15 protein-coding genes and 1 tRNA gene are annotated in these 18,340 nt (G+C 69.5%); 8 read left to right on the top strand and 8 right to left on the bottom strand.

The genetic code is table 11. The features are described from left to right. From lanKC to TR46_RS38380, 4 genes are all read right to left on the bottom strand, one after another. Positions 1–2,616: class III lanthionine synthetase LanKC (gene lanKC / locus TR46_RS29670; RefSeq protein ID WP_042407361.1), on the bottom strand; the 2,616-nt coding region annotated here is incomplete at its 3' end. 193 nt (positions 2,617–2,809) lie between these two features. After that, on the bottom strand, positions 2,810–3,661 hold the full coding sequence (locus TR46_RS29665; protein WP_042407359.1) for a DUF72 domain-containing protein: 852 nt from the start codon (positions 3,659–3,661) through the stop codon (positions 2,810–2,812). 170 nt (positions 3,662–3,831) lie between these two features. Further along, positions 3,832–4,149, bottom strand: coding sequence for a hypothetical protein (locus tag TR46_RS29660; protein ID WP_042407356.1), 318 nt, complete (start codon positions 4,147–4,149; stop codon positions 3,832–3,834). Then, positions 4,149–6,581, bottom strand: a complete 2,433-nt coding sequence (locus tag TR46_RS38380) for a DUF4132 domain-containing protein (protein ID WP_052433189.1) — start codon at positions 6,579–6,581, stop codon at positions 4,149–4,151. Before TR46_RS38380 ends, TR46_RS29660 begins: the two co-directional genes overlap by 1 nt. A 204-nt stretch (positions 6,582–6,785) precedes the next feature. On the opposite strand from TR46_RS38380, the gene TR46_RS29650 reads away from it, so the two are divergent. Both TR46_RS29650 and TR46_RS29645 read left to right on the top strand, forming a co-directional pair. Then, complete coding sequence (locus TR46_RS29650) at positions 6,786–7,466, top strand: LppX_LprAFG lipoprotein (protein ID WP_161790216.1); 681 nt, start codon at positions 6,786–6,788, stop codon at positions 7,464–7,466. Then, positions 7,463–8,983 (top strand): MFS transporter, encoded by a 1,521-nt coding sequence (locus TR46_RS29645; RefSeq protein WP_084719043.1) that lies wholly within the window; start codon positions 7,463–7,465, stop codon positions 8,981–8,983. The genes TR46_RS29650 and TR46_RS29645 overlap by 4 nt, the downstream gene beginning before the upstream one ends. Before the next feature lie 167 nt (positions 8,984–9,150). Here TR46_RS29645 and TR46_RS29640 read toward each other — a convergent pair whose 3' ends face one another. Next, positions 9,151–10,350, bottom strand: coding sequence for a serine/threonine-protein kinase (locus tag TR46_RS29640; RefSeq protein WP_042407353.1), 1,200 nt, complete (start codon positions 10,348–10,350; stop codon positions 9,151–9,153). A gap of 218 nt (positions 10,351–10,568) precedes the next feature. Here TR46_RS29640 and TR46_RS29635 point away from each other — a divergent pair, with 218 nt between their 5' ends. Next, a complete protein-coding gene (locus tag TR46_RS29635; RefSeq protein ID WP_042407401.1) occupies positions 10,569–11,114 on the top strand; it encodes an HAD domain-containing protein in 546 nt (181 codons plus the stop codon). Positions 11,115–11,170: 56 nt separating this feature from the next. Then, positions 11,171–12,100: an ADP-ribosylglycohydrolase family protein gene (locus tag TR46_RS29630; RefSeq protein WP_042407352.1), complete on the top strand. Its 930-nt coding sequence runs from the start codon at positions 11,171–11,173 to the stop codon at positions 12,098–12,100. Between the two features lies 1 nt (position 12,101). On the opposite strand, the gene TR46_RS40055 is transcribed toward TR46_RS29630, so the two are convergent. Continuing rightward, positions 12,102–13,349, bottom strand: a complete 1,248-nt coding sequence (locus TR46_RS40055; protein WP_236655570.1) for a hypothetical protein — start codon at positions 13,347–13,349, stop codon at positions 12,102–12,104. Positions 13,350–14,004: 655 nt separating this feature from the next. Between TR46_RS40055 and TR46_RS29620 the strand changes: the two genes are divergently transcribed. Continuing rightward, positions 14,005–14,298 (top strand): hypothetical protein, encoded by a 294-nt coding sequence (locus TR46_RS29620; protein ID WP_236655569.1) that lies wholly within the window; start codon positions 14,005–14,007, stop codon positions 14,296–14,298. Between the two features lie 13 nt (positions 14,299–14,311). Then, entirely contained in the window at positions 14,312–15,070 is a 759-nt protein-coding gene (locus TR46_RS29615) for a hypothetical protein (RefSeq protein WP_042407349.1), read from the top strand. A gap of 125 nt (positions 15,071–15,195) precedes the next feature. On the opposite strand, the gene TR46_RS29610 is transcribed toward TR46_RS29615, so the two are convergent. Together TR46_RS29610 and TR46_RS29605 are read right to left on the bottom strand one after the other, a co-directional pair. Next, the gene (locus TR46_RS29610; protein ID WP_236655568.1) at positions 15,196–16,761 is read right to left on the bottom strand and encodes a restriction endonuclease; all 1,566 of its coding nucleotides are present in this window, start codon (positions 16,759–16,761) and stop codon (positions 15,196–15,198) included. Positions 16,762–17,054: 293 nt separating this feature from the next. After that, a tRNA-Gly gene (locus TR46_RS29605) sits at positions 17,055–17,128 on the bottom strand. A gap of 331 nt (positions 17,129–17,459) precedes the next feature. On the opposite strand from TR46_RS29605, the gene TR46_RS29600 reads away from it, so the two are divergent. Both TR46_RS29600 and dcd read left to right on the top strand, forming a co-directional pair. Next, positions 17,460–17,678, top strand: coding sequence for a hypothetical protein (locus TR46_RS29600; RefSeq protein WP_037595346.1), 219 nt, complete (start codon positions 17,460–17,462; stop codon positions 17,676–17,678). Between the two features lie 82 nt (positions 17,679–17,760). Beyond that, positions 17,761–18,336 (top strand): dCTP deaminase, encoded by a 576-nt coding sequence (dcd, locus tag TR46_RS29595; RefSeq protein ID WP_042407344.1) that lies wholly within the window; start codon positions 17,761–17,763, stop codon positions 18,334–18,336. Positions 18,337–18,340: the final 4 nt, after the last annotated feature.

The raw sequence follows: 18,340 nt of genomic DNA, 5'->3' as shown, positions 1-18,340 counted from the left end.
GGGCGGGGGCGGTAGTGGTGGCAGGAAGGGAAGTCCGACCGGTTCGCCGTGCAGCGCCGCGCCCAGGGCGAGCAGGACACCGGCCGTTCCGGTGGCCAGGTCCATCGACAGCCGCATGATCTGGTCGCCGGGGAAGGCCAGGTGACCCCGGAAGTCCATGGCGTGCCAGGAGAGCGCGGCGATCTGGGCGTCGAGGTCGGCACGGACCGCCGTCGGCGCGCTGGTGCGGCCGAGGTGCAGCACCAGCCCGGCCCGGCCCGCGAACAGGCCCGACTGGGCGTAGAAGCGGGCGTGCGCGGCCGGCAGCGCGGCGGCGCGGGCGGCCTCGAACCCGGGATCCTGACGGTGCGTCAGATAGTCGTCCAGGACCATGGCGATGCCGGCGCTGCCCGCTCCGAGATACGGCATGGTGCGGAAGCCCTCGTCCACGACCAGCGCGTCGTAGCTGTTCCTGACGCAGCGGGCCAGGTCGAGGTGGAGCGCCGCAGCCGCCAGGTCGAGCAGGGCCGGGTCGGCCCGCCGCTCGTACATCCGCAGGAAGAGCAGTGCCGGCCCGGTGGCGCCGTTGAGCAGACCCGCCCTGGTCGGCGGATCGTCCCGGAGCCGCTGGGCGAGCAGCCCGGCGGCCTCCGCGGCCCGCTCGCGCAGCACGCTCTCGCCGGTGCGCTCGGCGAGGTGGTCCAGCACCAGCCCGATCCCGGCCAGGCCGCCCTCCAGCCCGCTGCCGAGCTGCTGCCACCGCTCGGCCAGCACGCGTTCGGTCAGGTCCAGGGCGCGTTGGCGGTGGCCGAGCCGTTCGAGCACGTACGCGGTGCCGAGCAGTCCGTCGTACAGCCCGAGCGGAGTGCCGACGGGTATCCGGCCCGGATCGGTGTGCCGCAGCAGCCACTCCTCCCCGGCCTCGTGCCGGGGCGCACCGGTCTCCGCCAGCGCGTACAGCACCCCTGCGGCGCCGTTCGCCAACCCGAGGCCGCCGCCCTCACCGAACTGGTCGATGTCGCCGGGGTAGAGCCGGTCGTCACGATCCGGGGTGGCCGAGGCGAGGATCGCCGCGACCATGGAGTCCCGGCTCCGCGGCCAGTCGGCCGGGTCCACCACCGGGGCGGGACGGGCCCCCGCGTCGGGCCGCCGGCCCCGTCCTGAAGCCTCGGACGTACTGCTGCCCCGACCGTCGACGAGCCGGCCGTCGATGGTCCGCCCGTCGATGATCCGCACGGCCTCGTCGAAGTAGCCGTCAGGGGTGGGGAATTCGCTCGCCGCCACCTCGGCGAGGTGCGCGGCCTTGCCCCGGTCCATGGCCAGCAGCTGGGTCAGCGGCAGGAACAGCGCCAGGCGCAGACATGCGAGCGCGTAGCGGTCGACGTCGAAGCCCCGCAGCTCGGCCGGTGCGACGAAACCCGGGTGGGCCAGGGACTGGCGCTGTCCCCGGTCGACCGGTGCGGCGGCCTCGAAGTCCAGCAGGAAGACGGACTCCCCGTCCCCGTCGACCATCACATTGAAGAGGTGCAGGTCGTTGAAGACCACCCCGCGGCTGTGCACGGCGGCGACCGCGCGCTCCACCCCGTCGCAGACCCGCATCGCCCACCGGGTGTACCCGGCCAGGCCCTCGGGGTCGGGACGGGCGGCGAGCAACGGGTGGCGCTCGGCGAAACAGCTGTTGAGGGTGCGTCCCGGCAGGAAGTCCATGACCAGGAACCGGTGCCCGCCCAGGGTGAACCAGTCCCGCACCTCGGGAGCCACGCCCAGTCCGGAGAGCCGCTCCAACGCGTCCATCTCCCGCTCCAACCGGGTCGGCGCGTCCGCTCCGTCCGAGGCCAGTCCGGCGTACGGGCGGGCCTCCTTGAGCACCACCCGGTCCCCGCTGCGCAGGTCCCGGCCCAGGTACACCCCGCCGCCGTTGGAGAAGTGCAGCGCACTCTCGACCCGGTACGGCAGCTCCTCGGTGGTGGTCGCGTTGCGGGCGGCCACCTGCGGTTCCAGGAACGCCGGCAGCTTCACCCACTCCGGCAGCCGGAACGACGGATCACGCCGATCGGGCACCAGCTCCCCGCTCGGGTCCTGGATCGCGGGCACCAGCTCCCCGGCGGCGTCCAAGCAGTGCCGCAACGCGAACCCGCCGTAGCGGACGTACAGCGGCCCGTTGTTCCAGCGCAGGTCGGAGAGGATGTAGGGCCCCGGCTCCCCGTCCAGCAGCTCACCCAACTCCCGCAGCACGGTCTCAAGTCGTGCCTCGTCCCCCGGATAGACGGTGACGAACTTCCCGCTCGACCCGCGCGGGGCGTACTTCGAGTTGCGCAGGTGCAGCAGCCGGGCGCTGGGAATGAACTTGAACGGCAGCCCGCGCGGGACGCAGTAGTCCCACACCCGGGCGGCGGTCTTCTCGGCGGAGTCCAGCGTGGCCGAGACATGCACCTTCCACCCCTGCGCCGCCGACTCGGCATCCACCGGCCGCAGCTGCAGCCAGTCCCGGTGCCGCACCGAACGCCACCCCTCCGGCACCGCGCGCTCCGCGGCAGCGAACAGCGACTCCCGGCCCCGCGCAGAGGCGGCCCCGTACTCCGGACGCTCGTAGAAGAACCGGTCAGCCAGGCAGAAGACCTCGTAACGCTTGTCCATCCCCCAGCCCCTCCGGCTCCCTCAACGGCGATGAACCAGACACTTCCACGGGCCGCCGAGGCGGAGTAGTCCCAGTTGTCACGCACCACCCGTGCAGAATCCACACCCGGTCGGGGAGGCTGCGCGGCCGGTAAGCCGGGGCGTTCCAGCAGGTCACAGCCTCTGCAGCTGACCCATCGTCCGATGCCGGCCGTCAGAAGAGGGTCGGCGGCCCGGTGGGGACGGGCTCGGGCAGTGGCTCCAGGGCGGGGACCAGGGTGCGGACGTCGTCGTGGAAGCGGCGGGCGAGGGTGAGGGACTCGTCGTTGTCCGGGGTGTGGATGAAGACCGTGGGTGAGCGGCCCTCGCGCAGCCAGTCGGCGACCGTGCCGGCCCAGTGGTGCCAGCCCTCGGCTTGGGGCTGCCCGTGGTCCCGGCCGATGTAGCGGACCACCGGGTGCTCGGTGAGCGCGCGCGACCTGCGCGGCAGGCGGGGCTTCTTCGCCCAGGCCTCGCGCTCCGCCGCGCTGGTCGGCGGGGCGGAGAACAAGTCGGTCGTGTCGAAGGACGTCCACTCGGCACCGACGTCGCCCAGGACCCGCTCCAGCCGCTGCTCCCACCGCGGTTCCTCGAAGAACGCGGGGTGCCGGACCTCGACCGTGCAGCGGAGCCCGCGCGGCACCCGGTGCAGGAACGCGGCCAGGGTGCCGAGGTCCGCGGGGCCGAAGGACGCCGGCAGTTGGACCCACAGCGCGTGCACCCGCGGGCCCAGCGGCTGCATCACGTCGAGGAAGCCGCGCAGCGGACCCTCGGCGTCGGCCAACCGCAGCACATGGCTGATCTGCTTGGGAAGCTTGAGCAGCAGTCGGAAGTCCGGTGCGGTCTGCTCGACCCAGGAGTCGACCGTGGCGGCGGACGGCGTCGCGTAGAAGGTGGTGTTGCCCTCGACCGCGTTGCACCAGCTCGCGTACGCGCGCAGGCGTTCCCGGGGTGCGAGCGGGTGCGGCAGCCGGCTGCCCTGCCAGGCGGTGTGTGCCCACATCGCGCATCCGACGTGGAGTCTCATGTTTCCGAGCCTATCGGCCCCGCCGCCGGCGTCCGCGATCAGGCCTTTTCCCGGAGCCGCCCCCGCAGGCCCGCGCTCCCCCGCACTACAGCTCGCCCCACCCCCACCAGGGGGCTGCCCACAGTCGGCGGCCCACCCTCCAGCGGCGTATGGAACTCATCCGCCGGAACTCATCCACCCACCAGCGGCACCAGCCTGAGGAACACCACCTCCGCCACCGTGCCGAGCTCCACCATCTCGTCCAGCTCCAGCACCTGCCGGTCGCCGACCAGCAGGAAGAAGCCGTTGGCGAGGAAGGCACGCTCGGCCTGGTCCGCCTGCCGCTCGCGATCGTGCTCCGGCGCGTCGGGAAAGGTGCGGGAGAACTCGTCCCGGGCTCGAAGCCGTATCAGCTCTCGTGCGGTCATGGCTTCCGGCACGTCCCCGACCTCGACGGCTGCCACTGGCGCCCCGCCCACCGTCTCCGTCCGCAGCACCACTGTGGCCATCAGCCATTTCTCCTGATCTGCGCGAGGATCGACGGATCGGTGATCTTCGCGTCGGCGGCGAGCATCGCGGCCTTGCTGAGGATCAGCGACAGCCGCTCGTCCTCGAACGGGAGGAACACCTTCTCCACACCTCTGCTTCGCGCCTGAACGATGCACAGGTAACCGCCGCCGGGCTCCATCAGCACATTGGCCGACCCCAGGTGGATCCGGTAGGTCGCCAGCCGGCCGCTGACCACCAGGTAGCGGCCCTCCAGCCTGCACTGCTTCGCGAGCCTCAGTCGCGGCAGGAGCCGCGCCAGTACCTCGCGTCGGACCTCCGCCGATGCCGTGAGGTGCTCTGTCGCGGCCCGGCTCCAGTAGTCGGCATGGCGGTCCTCCCCCCGATCCGACCAGGTCGGGTCCGCGGCGATGGAGGTCACTGCCACGAACAGGTCGACATCCCGCATGGCCTCGCTGAGTACCTCCGGCGGCACCTCCGCCACCCTGACCGGACGCCACCGGCGTCCATCGCGGCGCTCGAACCGTATCTGGTCGGTGGCGGCGAGGTCAGGGGTGAAAGCGAAGCCGTCCTCGGCCGGCTCGTGGTGGAACCGTGCCCGCCACTGCCCCTCGCCGAACTCGGCCCGGGCGTCCCCCTCATAGCCGCCGTCGTGGTTGCTGAGATAGTTGGCCTGCCACCCCCGCGCCTTGAACAGCGCGTACAGCTGCTGGTAGTGGACGATGTGCCCGGCGAACCGGTTGGAGTAGCTGCCGGTCGCCTCCTCCGCCGGGGTCGACAGGTACACCTCGCGGAACGCCTGTTTGAACGGCTGCCGCAGCTCGGCCGCGAGCATGTGCTCGCGCCACCCGGCGACCTCGTCCGCCGAGGCGCGCACCGGATGCCACAGCCGCACCCGCACGGTGGCGCCGCCCGGGTCCGCCCCCGGCGCGACTGCCGTCCAAGCACCGTCCCCGTCCTCGAACTCCCAGATCAGCGCACGGCATATCGCCCCTGTGACGGGGTGGTCCCGGTAGTACCGGCACCACTCGTCGTAGGGCCACGATCGGTCCGTCGCCAGTAGCCCCTCAACACGGGCCCGCTCACCCGCCACCGTCTTCCGCAGTTCCTTCACCACGGCCTTGAGCGGTCCGAGCTCGTCCCGGATCGCTGGCGGCGCCGTGGCGGTCGTCCTCCCGTCCGGAGCGGTGTAGGTCGTTCGGACGACAGCGCCGTCCACCACGGCCAACCGCACCCGGTGGCCGTCCACCACCCAATCCGCCGAGCCGTCCGCCGCCAGCCCGTGATCCGGCACACCACGCTCCACCAACTGTGCCGCCGTGATCCCGAGCCGCCGGGCCGCGGTGGCCAGCGCGGCCGCGATCTGCTTGCGCAGGCCACGATCCTTGATCGCCGTCTGCAGCCGGCCCAGGGCTTCCAGCCCGGTCGGTCCGTCCACCTCGGCCAGGGCGTTGACGGTCGCATTGACCAGTTTGGGGCTGTCCAGCATGCCGTTGCGGGGGACTCCCAGGCGCAGCGCCAACGCGGTCAGCCGCGGAACCGCGGCCGCGCCGCCTTGGAGCGCGGCCGCCCACACCAGCCCGCGCGCCAGATCACCGTGCTCCATGCGGACCAGGTACGCCCAGGAAGAGCCGGGCCGCCACTCCTCGCGGCCCGGGTCTCCCTCTGCCAGGGCACCCAGCACCTCCCCGACGACCTCGCTCGCCGAAGCCGCCCCTACCAGGCGGATGCACTCGCTCCGCCACCGCTGCGACGGCCGCGGTCCGGACAGGGCGACGAAGTGCCGCAGGAGCGCTGCGAACTCCGCGGTGGGAGCCTGCGCCCGGAGCGGTGCTGCCCACGGGTCGTGCGGGGGGATCAGTCCCTCCGGAATCGTGGCCTCATCCGCACAAGTGAGCAGTGCCTGCACCCGGCCGACCAGCGCCTTGCGCCGGCGGGCGTCCACCTCCGTCGACATCAGCAGCCCGTGTGCATGCCGCAGCCAGGGCTCGACCGCGCGACACCCGTCCGCATCCAACTGCTCCGCCGCAGTCAGCGCGATCGGCAGCCGGGCGGTGAGCTCCGTCTGGTGCGCCTGACCGCAGGCGTAGCGCAGCATCACCTCGACCTCACCGGCCGACCAGCCGCCCACCCCCGGCAGCAGCACCCCGATGGCGTCCCGGGCCCGCAGCACGTCCGTGGAGTCCAACCCGTCAGCGATCAGCAGGCACACGACCGCCGCCCGCCGCTCCTGCGCGGTGCACCCCGCCAGCCGCTCGCCAAGCTTCGCCCACGTGGCCGCCGCCCGCGCCTGGTGATCCCGGAACACCTCCTGGCCGGGCCAGTTCGACCGTCCGAACCGGCGCGCCCCGCGCCGCTCGTCCAGAAACGCCGCCACCCACGGCACCCGCGCCTCCGCGGTCGCCACGACCCCACCACCGTCGACCTCGCTCATGCCGCGATCCTGGCAGCACCCACTGACAATCCGCCCAACCTCCCGCACCTGGGAGCCGACCCGAACCAGCCCCGCAATGTCCCCCGAGCAGATAATATGACGTACCGTCAGATCGTTCCTTGTTGTGCCCGTGAACCACTGCCGCCGGCCTGACGCGACCTCTAGCATCCGACTATGCGAAACCCCCGGACCCTAGCGGCTGTCATGGCCGTACTCGCGCTCCCGCTCTCCGCATGCTCCAGTGGCGGCAGCAGCAGCGGCGGCGGCAAGGAAACAACCAACCTTCCGGCAGCCGCGCAATTGCTGGGCAGCGGTGCGACGGCGATGACCGCAGTGCAGACGGTGCGCTTCTCGATCAATGCGAGCGGCCAGATCGCGGGCCTCGCCCTGCGCAGTGCCACCGGTCAGCTGACCCGGGCCGGGAACGCGCAGGGCAAGGCGTCCGTGTCCGAGAGCGGCGCCCTACTGGAGATCAACTTCGTCATCGTGGGCTCCACTGCCTACATCAAGGGCGCGACCGGTGGCTACAGCAAGGTCCCGCTCCAGGTCGCCACCTCCGTCTACAACCCCGAAGCGATCCTGGACCCGGACAAGGGGGTCGTGAAGCTGCTGCAGACGGCGACGGGTGCGCGGACGGTGGACCGGGAGACGCTGGACGGGCAGTCGGTCTACCACGTGAAGGCGCTGCTGGCGCAGCCGGTGCTGGCCACGCTGGTTCCCGGGGACTCGCAGAGCGAGCAGGGCGATCTGTGGCTGACGGTGTCCTCGTCGCAACTCGTGCAGGTCTCGTTCCCCGTAAGCACGGCATCGGGAGGCAGCGGCTCGGTGACGGCCACGTTCTCCGATTTCGACGCGCCGGCGACGATCACCGCTCCGCCGTCGTGACCGACGTCGACACCGGGACGGCCCAAACGGGGCGGCACGCCGTCCTGGGCGTCACCGGCGTGGTCGTGCTGCTCGGGTCGCTGGACACCTACGTCATCGTCACCCTGCTGAACTCGATCACCGATGACCTGGGGATCCCGCTCAACCATCTGGAGCGGGCCACCGCGATCGTCACCGCGTACCTGCTCGGCTATGTCGCCGCCATGCCGCTACTGGCTCAGAGCGCGGACCGGTTCGGCCCGCGACGCGTGCTCCAGGCCTGCCTCGTCGTCTTCGCGGCCGGCTCGGCGCTCACGGCGAGCGCGCACAGCCTCCAACTGCTGGTCGCGGGGCGGCTGGTGCAGGGCATCGCGGCAGGTGCGCTGCTGCCGGTCGCACTCGCGCTGGCCGGGCGCCTGTTCCAGGGCCGGGCAAGGCCGGTGGCGCTCGGTTCCGTGGGCGCAGCGCAGGAGCTCGGGAGCGTGCTGGGCCCGCTGTACGGGGCCGGCGTCGCGTCGCTCACGGGCTGGCGCGGGGTGTTCTGGGTCAACGTCCCGCTCGTGCTGGTCGCGGCGGTGGTGACGGAGTTCACGGTTCCCGCCGCGGCCTCGCCCGAGCAGGGCGGGCCGGACGAGGGCCGCCACACGGACCTGGTCGGCGGCGCCCTGCTGGCAGTGGCGCTGGCGCTGCTGGTGGCGGCCCTGGACAACCAGGACCCGCAGAAGTCGGTGCTGCCGAGCTGGGGCCTGCCCATGCTGCTCGGCAGCGTGGTGGCGCTGGCGGCCTTCGCGTTGTGGGAGCGCCGCAGTCGGACGCGCCTGATCGATACCCGACGGATGCGACGGCGCCCCTTCGCCGCAGCGATGGCGACGAGCTTCTGCGCCGGCGTGGCGCTGCTGGTCACGCTGGTGGACGGGGAGTTGGTGGCGCAGTCGCTGCTGGGCGAGAGCTCGGTGGGCGGCGCACTGCTGCTGATGTGGTTCCTGACGGCGCTGCCGGTGGGCGCCGTCATCGGCGGTCTGGCCGGACGTCGGCTGACCCACTCCGTCGTGGCCGCGGTCGGCATGGCGGTGGCGGCCGCGGGCTACTTCCTGATCGCGGCCTGGCCCCTGGCACCTCTGGCCGCCCGTCTCGGCCCGCTTCCACTCGCGCAGAGCGACCTCGTGATCGCAGGCTTGGGGCTGGGCCTGGTGATCGCGCCGGTGGCGGGCGCGGTGCTGGACTCGACGGAGCCCGGCCAGCACGCGACGGCCTCGGCCGCAGCGGTGGTCTCCCGGACGATCGGCATGCTGGTCGGCGTGGCGGCGCTGTCGGCGTGGGGGCTGCACCGCTTTCAGACGCTGACGGCTCACCTCGACATGCCGGTCCCGGGCACGTCCGACTTCAAGAAGGCTTGGCCCGCGTACCAACATGCACTGAAGGTGGCGCTCCACACCGAGTACAGCGACATCTTCCGGGTGACAGCCGTGGTCTGCGTACTGGGCGCCGTATGCGCACTGGGACTTACCGACCGGACGTACGACGAATCGCGACGTTGACCCGCCTGCCGACGGCGCCGTCACGAAGTCCGACGATCTGTGAACCGAGACTGGGCGAGCGCGCTACCGGGCAATTGTCATCCGCGTTGCCGCAACTACTCTCGCCGGTCGGCGAACTGGGAGCTGCCTCAGTGACCGCCCAGCCGGATCGGAGCAGCGTGTTCTCGTCAGCTCTGGGCTGATGGCAGGTACCGGTCGACAACGTGGACCAATTGCTCGATCCACTCGTTGAGCCGCGAAGCCCGGCGTGTGCTCAGCCAGCAGCGGGTGACGGTGCCGTCCTGGTGGTGAACGGTGATCCTGAGCCGTTTGCGTTCCGCCGTGTACTCGACAGAGCGGACTTCTTCCCAGCTGAGCTCGACGCTTTGCGTCTCGGAGTCGACCCAGACGCCGCCGTAGTCGATGGCGATGCCGCCTCTGCGGTCCGCGGCGATGAAGGCGAGCGCGTCCGCGTCCGCGTCATCGCCGGAGTCGTCAGGGCGTGCTGCGCGCGGAGGCCCCGAAGGGCTGGCTGCCGGTGGCGCGACGTACGCGTGCTCGGCAGCCACGACCACCGTCGGCGTGTAAGGCGCCGAAGAGGGCACGAACAGGTCCAGCAGCTGCTCCGGTGCGGGCCGCTGGGCCGGTACCTTGGCCAGGCAGGCGGCGAGGACCGGGCGGATGCCGGGCGGCACCGCGGACAGATCCGGCGATTCGTGCACTGAACGGTACATCAGACCCATGGGTGTCCCCGCGCCGAAGGCGCTGCCGCCGGCCGCTGCGACCAGAACCGCGCCCAACGCGAACACGTCGGCGGAGCCGTCCACATCCAGGCCCTGGGCCTGTTCGGGGGCCAGGAACCCGGGCGTGCCGAAGGCGACTCCGGTGCTGGTCAGCCGGGTCGACTCCACTGCCCGGGCGATTCCGAAGTCCAGGACCCGCGGGCCGTCCTCGGCCATGATGATGTTGCTGGGCTTGAGGTCACGGTGAACCAGACCGCACTGGTGGATGGCCTGCAGTGCCTCGGCCAGAGCCGCGCCCAGCATCCGCAGCCGCTCCTCGTCCATCGGCCCCTGGGCCTCGATCAAACGGGACAATGTGGGACCTGGCACGTAAGCGGTGGCCAGCCACGGCGCGTCCGCCTCCGGATCGGCGTCGACGACCGGGGCGGTGTGGAAGCCGCCGACCCTGCGCGCAGCAGCGACCTCGGCGCGGAACCGTTCACGGAAGTGCGGGTCAGCGGCAAGCTCCGGCCGCACCACCTTGACGGCCACCGAACGACCTCCCCGCGAGCGGGCCAGATACACGGTGCCCATTCCACCGACGCCCAGTTCACGCTCGACGGCATAGCCACCGATTCGGCCGACGGCGCCCGCTCCGAAGTCCATATGCCGTACGCCTTCCTCCCTTTGACAGGACGCGCACCAGTATGACCGACCAACTCCCGCAACAGCACAGCGTCTTCCGCCTCAGCGACGGGAGCCATCCACCTGACGCAATCCCCTACGCGGCAGCGTTCGGCGACGTCGAGGCCGCCTGCGACCGGTGAAGGAACGATTCCGATCGCTCCGTCATGAACTCCGACGGCCGGTGGACCGAAAGGCAGATGTACTGTGCAGCCGTGATCAGCCCAGGGCAGCGCCCACTTCTCTTCCTCGACGTGGACGGACCACTCATCCCGTTCGGGGCGACGTCGGAACAACTCCCCGGGGGATACCCGCTCTACCAGGCCCGATCCGAACGACGCGATGCCGAAGCCAGTCCACTCCTGGCCCGCATCAATCCCGCACTCGGCCACCTCCTGGCGGCCCTGCCGTACGAGCTGGTGTGGGCCACGACCTGGATGGCCGACGCCAACGAGTGCGTCGCGCCCCGGCTCGGACTGCCGCAACTGCCGGTGGTCGACTGGCCAGACCCCACGAATGACGACGAGTTGGGCGCGCTGCACTGGAAGACGCGCCCGCTGCTGGCCTGGGCCGCCGGCCGCCCCTTCGCCTGGGTGGACGACGAGATCACCGACGCGGACCGTGCTTGGGCAGTTGCCCACCATCCCAGCCCCTGCCTGCTCCAGCGCATCGACCCGAGCTTCGGCCTGCAACCGGAGGACTTCACCCGGCTCGGCGCTTGGGCCGCCGCACTCGACCCACGCTGAACGCCTGCGTCAGAAACCCAGTGCCGTCCCTTTCCCACCGTAACTAGGCTGCCGCCATGGTTCGTGACCAGCGGGTGACAGGTGCCGTGGTCGGCTCGGCGGTCGGTGACGCGCTGGGTGCGCCCTTCGAGTTCAGCAGGGAGCGCACCTTCTCCACTCGCTTCCCTGAACCGGATCCCGACAAGGAGATGTGCGGAGGCGGCAGTTGGGAGCCCGGCGAGGCCACCGACGACACCCAGATGGCCGTCCACCTCGCCGTGTCCCTGCTCGAACGCAGCGGCTTGGATCTGCCGGACATCTTCGACCGCTTCCAGCGCTGGGCCACCGACGACCCCATGGACATCGGGCTCCAGACCCAGAGCGTGCTGACCAACGGCCACCCCTGGGACCTGGCCGCCGCCATCCACTTCCAGACCAACCACCGCGCCGCTGGCAACGGCTCGCTGATGCGCGCCACCACCTCCGCCGTCTACTTCGCCCGCGCCGGACAGCAGACCACCATGGACGCGGCCCGCCGCATCGCCGCCCTCACCCACGGCGACCCCGCCGCCTGGGAGGGCACCGCGATCTGCCACGAGCTCATCCGCATCGCCTTGGACGGCGGAGACCCCCTCACCGCCCTCCCCGACATCCTCCCCCTGCTCGACCCCGACCAGCGCGAGCGCTACGCCGTCGTCCTCGCCCCCGACTGGCACCCCGACCAGGCCACCGAGTTCAACGGCGCCGTCTGGCCCTGCCTCGGCTCCGCCGTCTGGGCCCTCCGCACCACCGACACCTTCGACGCCGCCCTCCGCGCCGCCGTCGACCTCGGCGGCGACACCGACACCGTCGCCGCCGTCACCGGCGGCCTCGCCGGCGCGGTCTACGGCCTGGACGCCATCCCCGAACCCTGGACCCGCCCACTCCACCTCCTGCTCCCGGGAACCGGCGGCCGGGAGCTGAACCTCGCCGACCTGAGGGCACTCGCCGCACGGCTGGACCAGTAGATCAACTGTCGGGTGGCCACGGCCCGTGCAGGAGGGTGCGGGCCTCCTGAATGATGCGGTCCTTGCAGGTGTCGCGGGGCACGGTGTAGTCCGGTGTCCAGTCGTCGTACTCGCTGGTCCAGCCGATGATGGGGCGCAGCGCGGCCGGGCGGCCGAGCCTGTCCCAACCCTCGTACCAGATGAGGTCGCCGCCCTTGACGGGGTTCAGGCTGCCGTTGGCGATCAGCTGAAGCCACCAGCGCACCAGGGCCCAGCCAGCGGCCGATTGCGTGTCGGGGATGGTGGGAGCGAGGTCGAGTTCCTCGATGACCTGGACGAACAGGTCGTTGGCCAAGGGTTCCTCGTTGCGCGTCAGCCCGGCCAGAACCCGCAGGGCAGGGGTGTCGACGTCCAGGACGAGGGCGACCAAGGCGGCTTGGATGAGCTGGTCGGCACCTACGATGCGGCCGAGGCGCTGCTCGATGGCGAGCATGCGCAGGTGGTCGACTGCCTCGCCCGCACTGACGGCGTAGGGGTCGTGGGGCGTGGTGATGACGACCTCTCTCGGCATCCCGGTCTCGCCGAGGAAGTAGGACCAGAAGGGCACGCTCGCTCGGGTGCGGCTGAGGTCGACTGCGACTCCGCCGAACTCGTGGTGGAGGTAGTCGGCGAGGTGGTTGCCGTAGTAGATGATGTCGGTCTGCATGACGGAGAGCACGGGGTGGCCGCTCTGCCCGCTGCCGGCGGGCAGGTATCGGTGCCCGAAGACCGGAACCAGTTGCGGGACGTTGAGCAGATGCTCGCGGGCGAGCCGCAGAGCCACGTTGCGATCCTCCGGCCGCTCGCCCCAGGCGGGGTACCAGAAGCCGGCATGCTCGACGTCGAAGAGGACCCCGGCGGCCGGGGCGTCCAAGCGATTGCGAAGCTCCTGCGGATCACCGTCACGCCAGTCCGGCCAGGACCGGCCCAGTGGCAACCCGGCGTGGAGCAGGACCCGATGGTCATCCGCAAAGGTGAATCCATACCCGCACTCGATCGCCTCCAGCTCGGCTTCGCTCAGTCCGGGACCGATCTCAGCGGGCAAGGCAGCGAGCAGGGCGAACGCCGTTTCATGGGTCAGGGGCTCGGGCCGGATGACAGTCACAGGCCGGAGCATAGCTGCGGCCCTTGCGCTGGCCAGCGTTGGCGCAGGCATCGCAGTGAGCACCACTTTGTGGACTGTCGCCAAACCGGCGCGGCAGTCGCGATCAGAGAGCACCTGCCACTTCAAGTGACTCAGGTCACAGAAAGTCCGTCTCACTATTTGGGATAGTCGCATGCCAATCGACCACCGCCGCACGAACAGTGACCATTTCTGATCGAATCTGACTGTCCGTTAGTCTCAATCTGGCACGCAACTGGCACGACCGCATACAGTTGGTCTAGACAACGACGAAGTCCCAGGTCACTGACCTGGGACTTTCATATGGAGCGGGGACGAGAATCGAACTCGCGCTCTGAGCTTGGGAAGCATTGCCCCGATGACCATGGAATACTGGCCCTGACCTGGTCATTCAGCCCGCCCGAGGCCGTTGCTCCGCTGATCGAACGACCCTGATTTCACCGTGGTTTACCGCTCGGCTCTGCTCGTTCGGGCACGCGAGGGGCACGATGGCTCACACCTTCTCGTCCCGAGTCTCCGGCTGCTGGGGTCGCGCCTCGTCAGCATGACCGCAAGGGGAACCTCCAGGTGCTTCGACGCGATCTGACGCTCACGGAGCTGGGCACGGGACCGCGGTCGAAACTTGGGCTCTCTGGCGCACCCGCAACCGTCCCGCTCGTCGAAGCGCAGCCCCTCGGCGAGAATCGGCTTCCACTGGTGCGCTAGCGGTGCGTGGGAGCGAGAGGAGGATGGCATCGCTTGAGGTACTTAGGTACCATCTGTCATGGAGGTGGTACGGATGACGACGGCTTCACCGAAGACACCCCGGCAGTCACCGCTGAAGGTAGACCCGGAAACCGACAAGCTGATCAGCCAGGGCGCACATTTCCTGGGCTTGACGAAGAAGGACCTTGTAGCCGATGCCGTACGGGTCTACTTGGAGCAGCGGCGCGAAGACCTACGAATTGGCATGGCCGAGGCGTTGCAGGTGCTCGACGGCTCTCTCAAGTCCGACGTGATGCTGCTGACTGGGCTGACTGCGGAAGAGATCGATTCCGTCGGCGGGATCGACGAGTAACCGGGGGAACACGATGCACCCTGCCCGCCCCACCCTGCGCTGTCTCGCCGAGGATCTGAAGCTGGCACTGCCCGCTGTGACGCTGCCGCTGAACGAGCTGGCTCATCCGCTCCTCGGCAAGGCTGCGGAGCAGTTCGCCGAAGCAGAGACCAAACACGAACGGATTCGGTCGATCGATGACACGGTGCTGTTCAAGGTCAAGGTGCAGCGCTGGCGCGGAGCCGTCTGGATCGACGCCGATCTTCCCTGGCTGGTCGCAGCGGGTCTACGGGAAGACGGTTCCAGCGACGACTTCTACGCCGCCCTCGAAGCCCAAGCCAAGGCGATGCGCTCCCGCTACAACGCCACGCATGCCGACGGGTTGAAAACCTCCACGTCCAGCGCGCACCTGCTGCCGACCCGCGAAGACCACATCCGCTACCGCGCCGAAGCCGGAGTCCGCTTCGCCCGGCGTCTGCGCGCAACGATCCAGGAGCTCACCAGGGCCACACTGCGCGACGGCCGCGAACACACCTCGGACTTCGACACCTTCACCCTTGGTCTCCAAGTTCGGGCCGACAACGGGCACGAAACCTACGCCGCCGTCCGTATCACGGGCTCCGTACCCGCCAACCTCGCCACCGTCGTCCTCGGCAACATCCCCGGCTGTGACACGGACGGCTGGTACCCCGAATACGCCCTCCCCGAACGCGACCTCCTCCCCGCCGAGCAAGCCTGGTCCAACATCATGGATCCACGCGCAGCGGCCAGACTTCTGGACACCGAGACCTGATCTCCGCCCCGCCAACGGATCGGTGGTCTTCGAGCGGTAGCGCAGAGTCGCACGGCCGGTCACGTCCGAGCCACCCTCTGCTCCCCGGCAGGAGAAGACATCGCACCCGGATACGGGGGTTACAGCTATCGAGGACGGCGCTTCGGTGGCACCGGACCGGGAATGACGTCGAGACCCATGTGCTCCTTGAACAAGTGCACCAAGTTGGCACCGTCTAGAAGTTCGAGCCGCCCATGCTCGTTGGCGAACGCTTCACTGGCCCTTCCGAACCACGAGGTGGTCACGAGAATCCCCTTCGCCGCCCGCTTGTGTTCAACCGTGCCGGCAAGCGCGGACACCGTCTCGTACGGCACCACTTTGGCGGTGCGCTTCGCCTGGATGACGCACAGCCCCTTCATGACGGGATCTGTGTTCATGGCGATCGCGTCCACGCCTTCGTCCTGGGACGGCCGCGTGTTGACGCTCTCCAGCCCGATCGCCTCGAACAGCTGCCGGACGAGATGCTCGAACTCCGTAGGTGTCAGGTCCAGCAGAACTGGTCGGCTGTCCAACCCCGCGACGACATCCATGCCGTCCATGAGTCGGAATTTGGTCAGGTCGAACGTCACCAGAGGGCGCACCGGTTCCAGCTCGTACGGGTTGGGCGAGATCAGCGACCGAAGGTGCTTCAGGCAGGCCCTCGGATCGACCTGGGTGAGGACCAGTTGGCCGAACTCCTCCTTACTCGCCTGAAGAGTGATCAGGCACGGGTGAACGTCGCGGCCAGTGGCACGGTCGATGGTGGCCACGTGCCCGTTCAACGCGATGGACAGCAGTGCGCCCTCGGCGTCGGAGGCGAACAGCTCGTAGACCGTCCGCAAGGCTGTCTGCGCGAGGACCGACGCGAACAGTTCATGGCGTTCCTTCTCGGGGCGGGGAACGGCTGTCAGCTCGTCGCGTGTCTTCACGTACTTGTACGCGCGAGCCGCGGGCACTACGTCTTCCAACGGCAGGTCGATCTCGACAAGCAGGTCCCCTGTGTCGGCCTGGTAAGAGACCTGGTGGGCCTTCGGGAAGCCCTGCGGATAGACGGAGGCTGCGAGGACCTGATCGACGAACCACTCGACGGCTTCGACGTCCCTGTCCCGGTAAGCGTTTCGCCGCTCCTCGACACCGGCGTTCCATTCCGCGACCCGCACCGACTCTCTTTCGTTCCGCTCCTCATGCCGGGCACGAGCCCTGTCGAGCTTCTCCAAGCGCCTCTGCTCATCACGTTCGCGATTCCGCAGGGCCCTGTCGAATTGCTCACGCCCCGACGCCATCTCCGCGTCGTAGCCGCGGCGCCCGAATCCAAGGGCTCCTCGCAAGCCCCTTGGAGGTTCAGGCTCGTAGTCCTCCCAGCGAGGGACCGGCGTCTCTCGCGACAGCCCAGCCTTCGGAGCAAAGATTGACCGGACAAAATCCTGCCTGAGCGCAGGGAAGGTCAACGCCTGGTTCGCCGATACCGCCGTACGTAACAGCGCCGTGAGCTGTTCAACCTCGTGCTCGATCACACTGGTCTGGTCAACGGCTGCTTGAGCGCGGGCTGCTTCGTAAGCCAGCTTCTCGTCACGACCCCGCCGCTTGGCTTCCGCCTCAGCAGCCCGACGAAGCTTCTCTTGCTCCCGAGCCTGCCGTGCAAGCTCCCGAGCGTATGGATCGGTCTCACCCACCACCATGCCCCCTTTGGCCTGTACATGATTGGTCTAGGTTCGACGGTATCCCGCACTGAAGACCGATGCGTCGCCGGACCTTCTCAGAGCTGCCCCTGATAGGAACTGCCCCATCCGACGTGCAATTGAACGTGACCAGCACCGACTGGAGACATGCCAACGGAGACCATGGAACGCTGCGACTACCCCCCATTGACCCTGGCTGACCGCTACTACTGGTGCGGCAGTGGTGCGTCACTTGAAATTGGTTTAGACAACAAAGAACCCCCGGGCCGCTGGCCTGGGGGTTTGCGTGGAGCGGGTGACGAGAATCGAACTCGCGCTCTGAGCTTGGGAAGCTCATGTTCTACCATTAAACTACACCCGCGTGATCGGCCGTCAGGTATGGCCGACGGCTTCACTCTACCCCATGGCCCCGGTCGGGTGCACCGACCGCGTGGGCCCCGTGCGGCGGGTGGTGGGGGAGGGGCGCTGCGGCGTACTGTGGCGGGCGGCTTCCGGGTGAGTATCGAGGTGGGTTCCGGTCGGCGCGCCATCGGGCAGGATGTCCGGAACATCCCCTAATGTGACAACGCCGTACCCGGGGCGACGCGGTCGGTCGAGCACTCGGACAGCAGTGCGTGCAGAGCGAGTTGGGCCTGGTCGGCCGCCGCTCGCGCGGTTGGGCACGGCATGTCGTCCGATGGGGAAAGGAAGCAATGGAGCGCACAGTCGTCCGTTGTGCCGAGGGGCACCTGTTCAGCACCGCAACGTTCCCGCTGCAGAATCTCGGGCCGGGGAGACTCGGCCCCGGCCGGCTCATCCGGTGTCCCCTCTGCGCCAGACTGCGCAGCTCCGTACCGGCCGATCTCGGCACCCTCACCGGTGAGCAGATCCAGCAGGCCCTGCGGCGGGAAGCCGCCGAGTTCCTGGCCTGAGGTAGGCCCAAGGGAGCGCAAGACGTCAAGCGGGCCCCCGCCGGATTGGGCGGGGGCCCTTCGGTGCACGTAACCTCGTGGCGTGCTGCTCTCAGACAAGGACATCCGAACCGAGATCGAGTCCGGTCGCGTGGTCATCGACCCGTACGACCCGGCCATGATCCAGCCGTCCAGTATCGATGTACGGCTCGACCGGTTCTTCCGGGTGTTCGAGAACCACAAGTACCCGCACATCGACCCCTCGGTCGAGCAGCCGGACCTCACCAGGCTGGTGGAGCCGGACGGCGACGAGCCCTTCATCCTGCACCCCGGTGAGTTCGTGCTGGCCTCGACGTACGAGGTCATCTCGCTGCCGGACGACGTCGCCTCGCGCCTGGAGGGCAAGAGCTCGCTGGGGCGGCTGGGGCTGCTCACGCACTCGACCGCGGGGTTCATCGACCCCGGCTTCAGCGGGCACGTGACCTTGGAGCTGTCCAATGTCGCCACGCTGCCGATCAAGCTCTACCCGGGGATGAAGATCGGACAGCTCTGCCTGTTCCGGCTCAGCTCCCCCGCCGAGCACCCGTACGGCTCGGAGAAGTACGGCTCGCGCTACCAGGGGCAGCGCGGGCCGACGCCGTCACGCTCGTACCTGAATTTTCATCAGTCGAAGATCTGAGCGA

The sequence above is a fragment of the Streptacidiphilus carbonis genome, assembly GCF_000787775.1.
GTDB classification, from domain to species: domain Bacteria; phylum Actinomycetota; class Actinomycetes; order Streptomycetales; family Streptomycetaceae; genus Streptacidiphilus; species Streptacidiphilus carbonis.
This window is presented reverse-complemented; position numbering and strand designations above follow the sequence as displayed.

Coding starts and splice junctions, on each gene's coding strand:
- TR46_RS29635 (WP_042407401.1), top strand. CDS start 10,569: ATGTACTGTGCAGCCGTGATCAGCCCAGGGCAGCGCCCACTTCTCTTC.
- TR46_RS29600 (WP_037595346.1), top strand. CDS start 17,460: ATGGAGCGCACAGTCGTCCGTTGTGCCGAGGGGCACCTGTTCAGCACC.
- TR46_RS29650 (WP_161790216.1), top strand. CDS start 6,786: ATGGCCGTACTCGCGCTCCCGCTCTCCGCATGCTCCAGTGGCGGCAGC.
- TR46_RS29620 (WP_236655569.1), top strand. CDS start 14,005: ATGGAGGTGGTACGGATGACGACGGCTTCACCGAAGACACCCCGGCAG.
- TR46_RS29630 (WP_042407352.1), top strand. CDS start 11,171: ATGGTTCGTGACCAGCGGGTGACAGGTGCCGTGGTCGGCTCGGCGGTC.
- TR46_RS29640 (WP_042407353.1), bottom strand. CDS start 10,350: ATGGACTTCGGAGCGGGCGCCGTCGGCCGAATCGGTGGCTATGCCGTC.
- TR46_RS38380 (WP_052433189.1), bottom strand. CDS start 6,581: ATGAGCGAGGTCGACGGTGGTGGGGTCGTGGCGACCGCGGAGGCGCGG.
- TR46_RS29660 (WP_042407356.1), bottom strand. CDS start 4,149: ATGGCCACAGTGGTGCTGCGGACGGAGACGGTGGGCGGGGCGCCAGTG.
- TR46_RS29665 (WP_042407359.1), bottom strand. CDS start 3,661: ATGAGACTCCACGTCGGATGCGCGATGTGGGCACACACCGCCTGGCAG.
- TR46_RS29615 (WP_042407349.1), top strand. CDS start 14,312: ATGCACCCTGCCCGCCCCACCCTGCGCTGTCTCGCCGAGGATCTGAAG.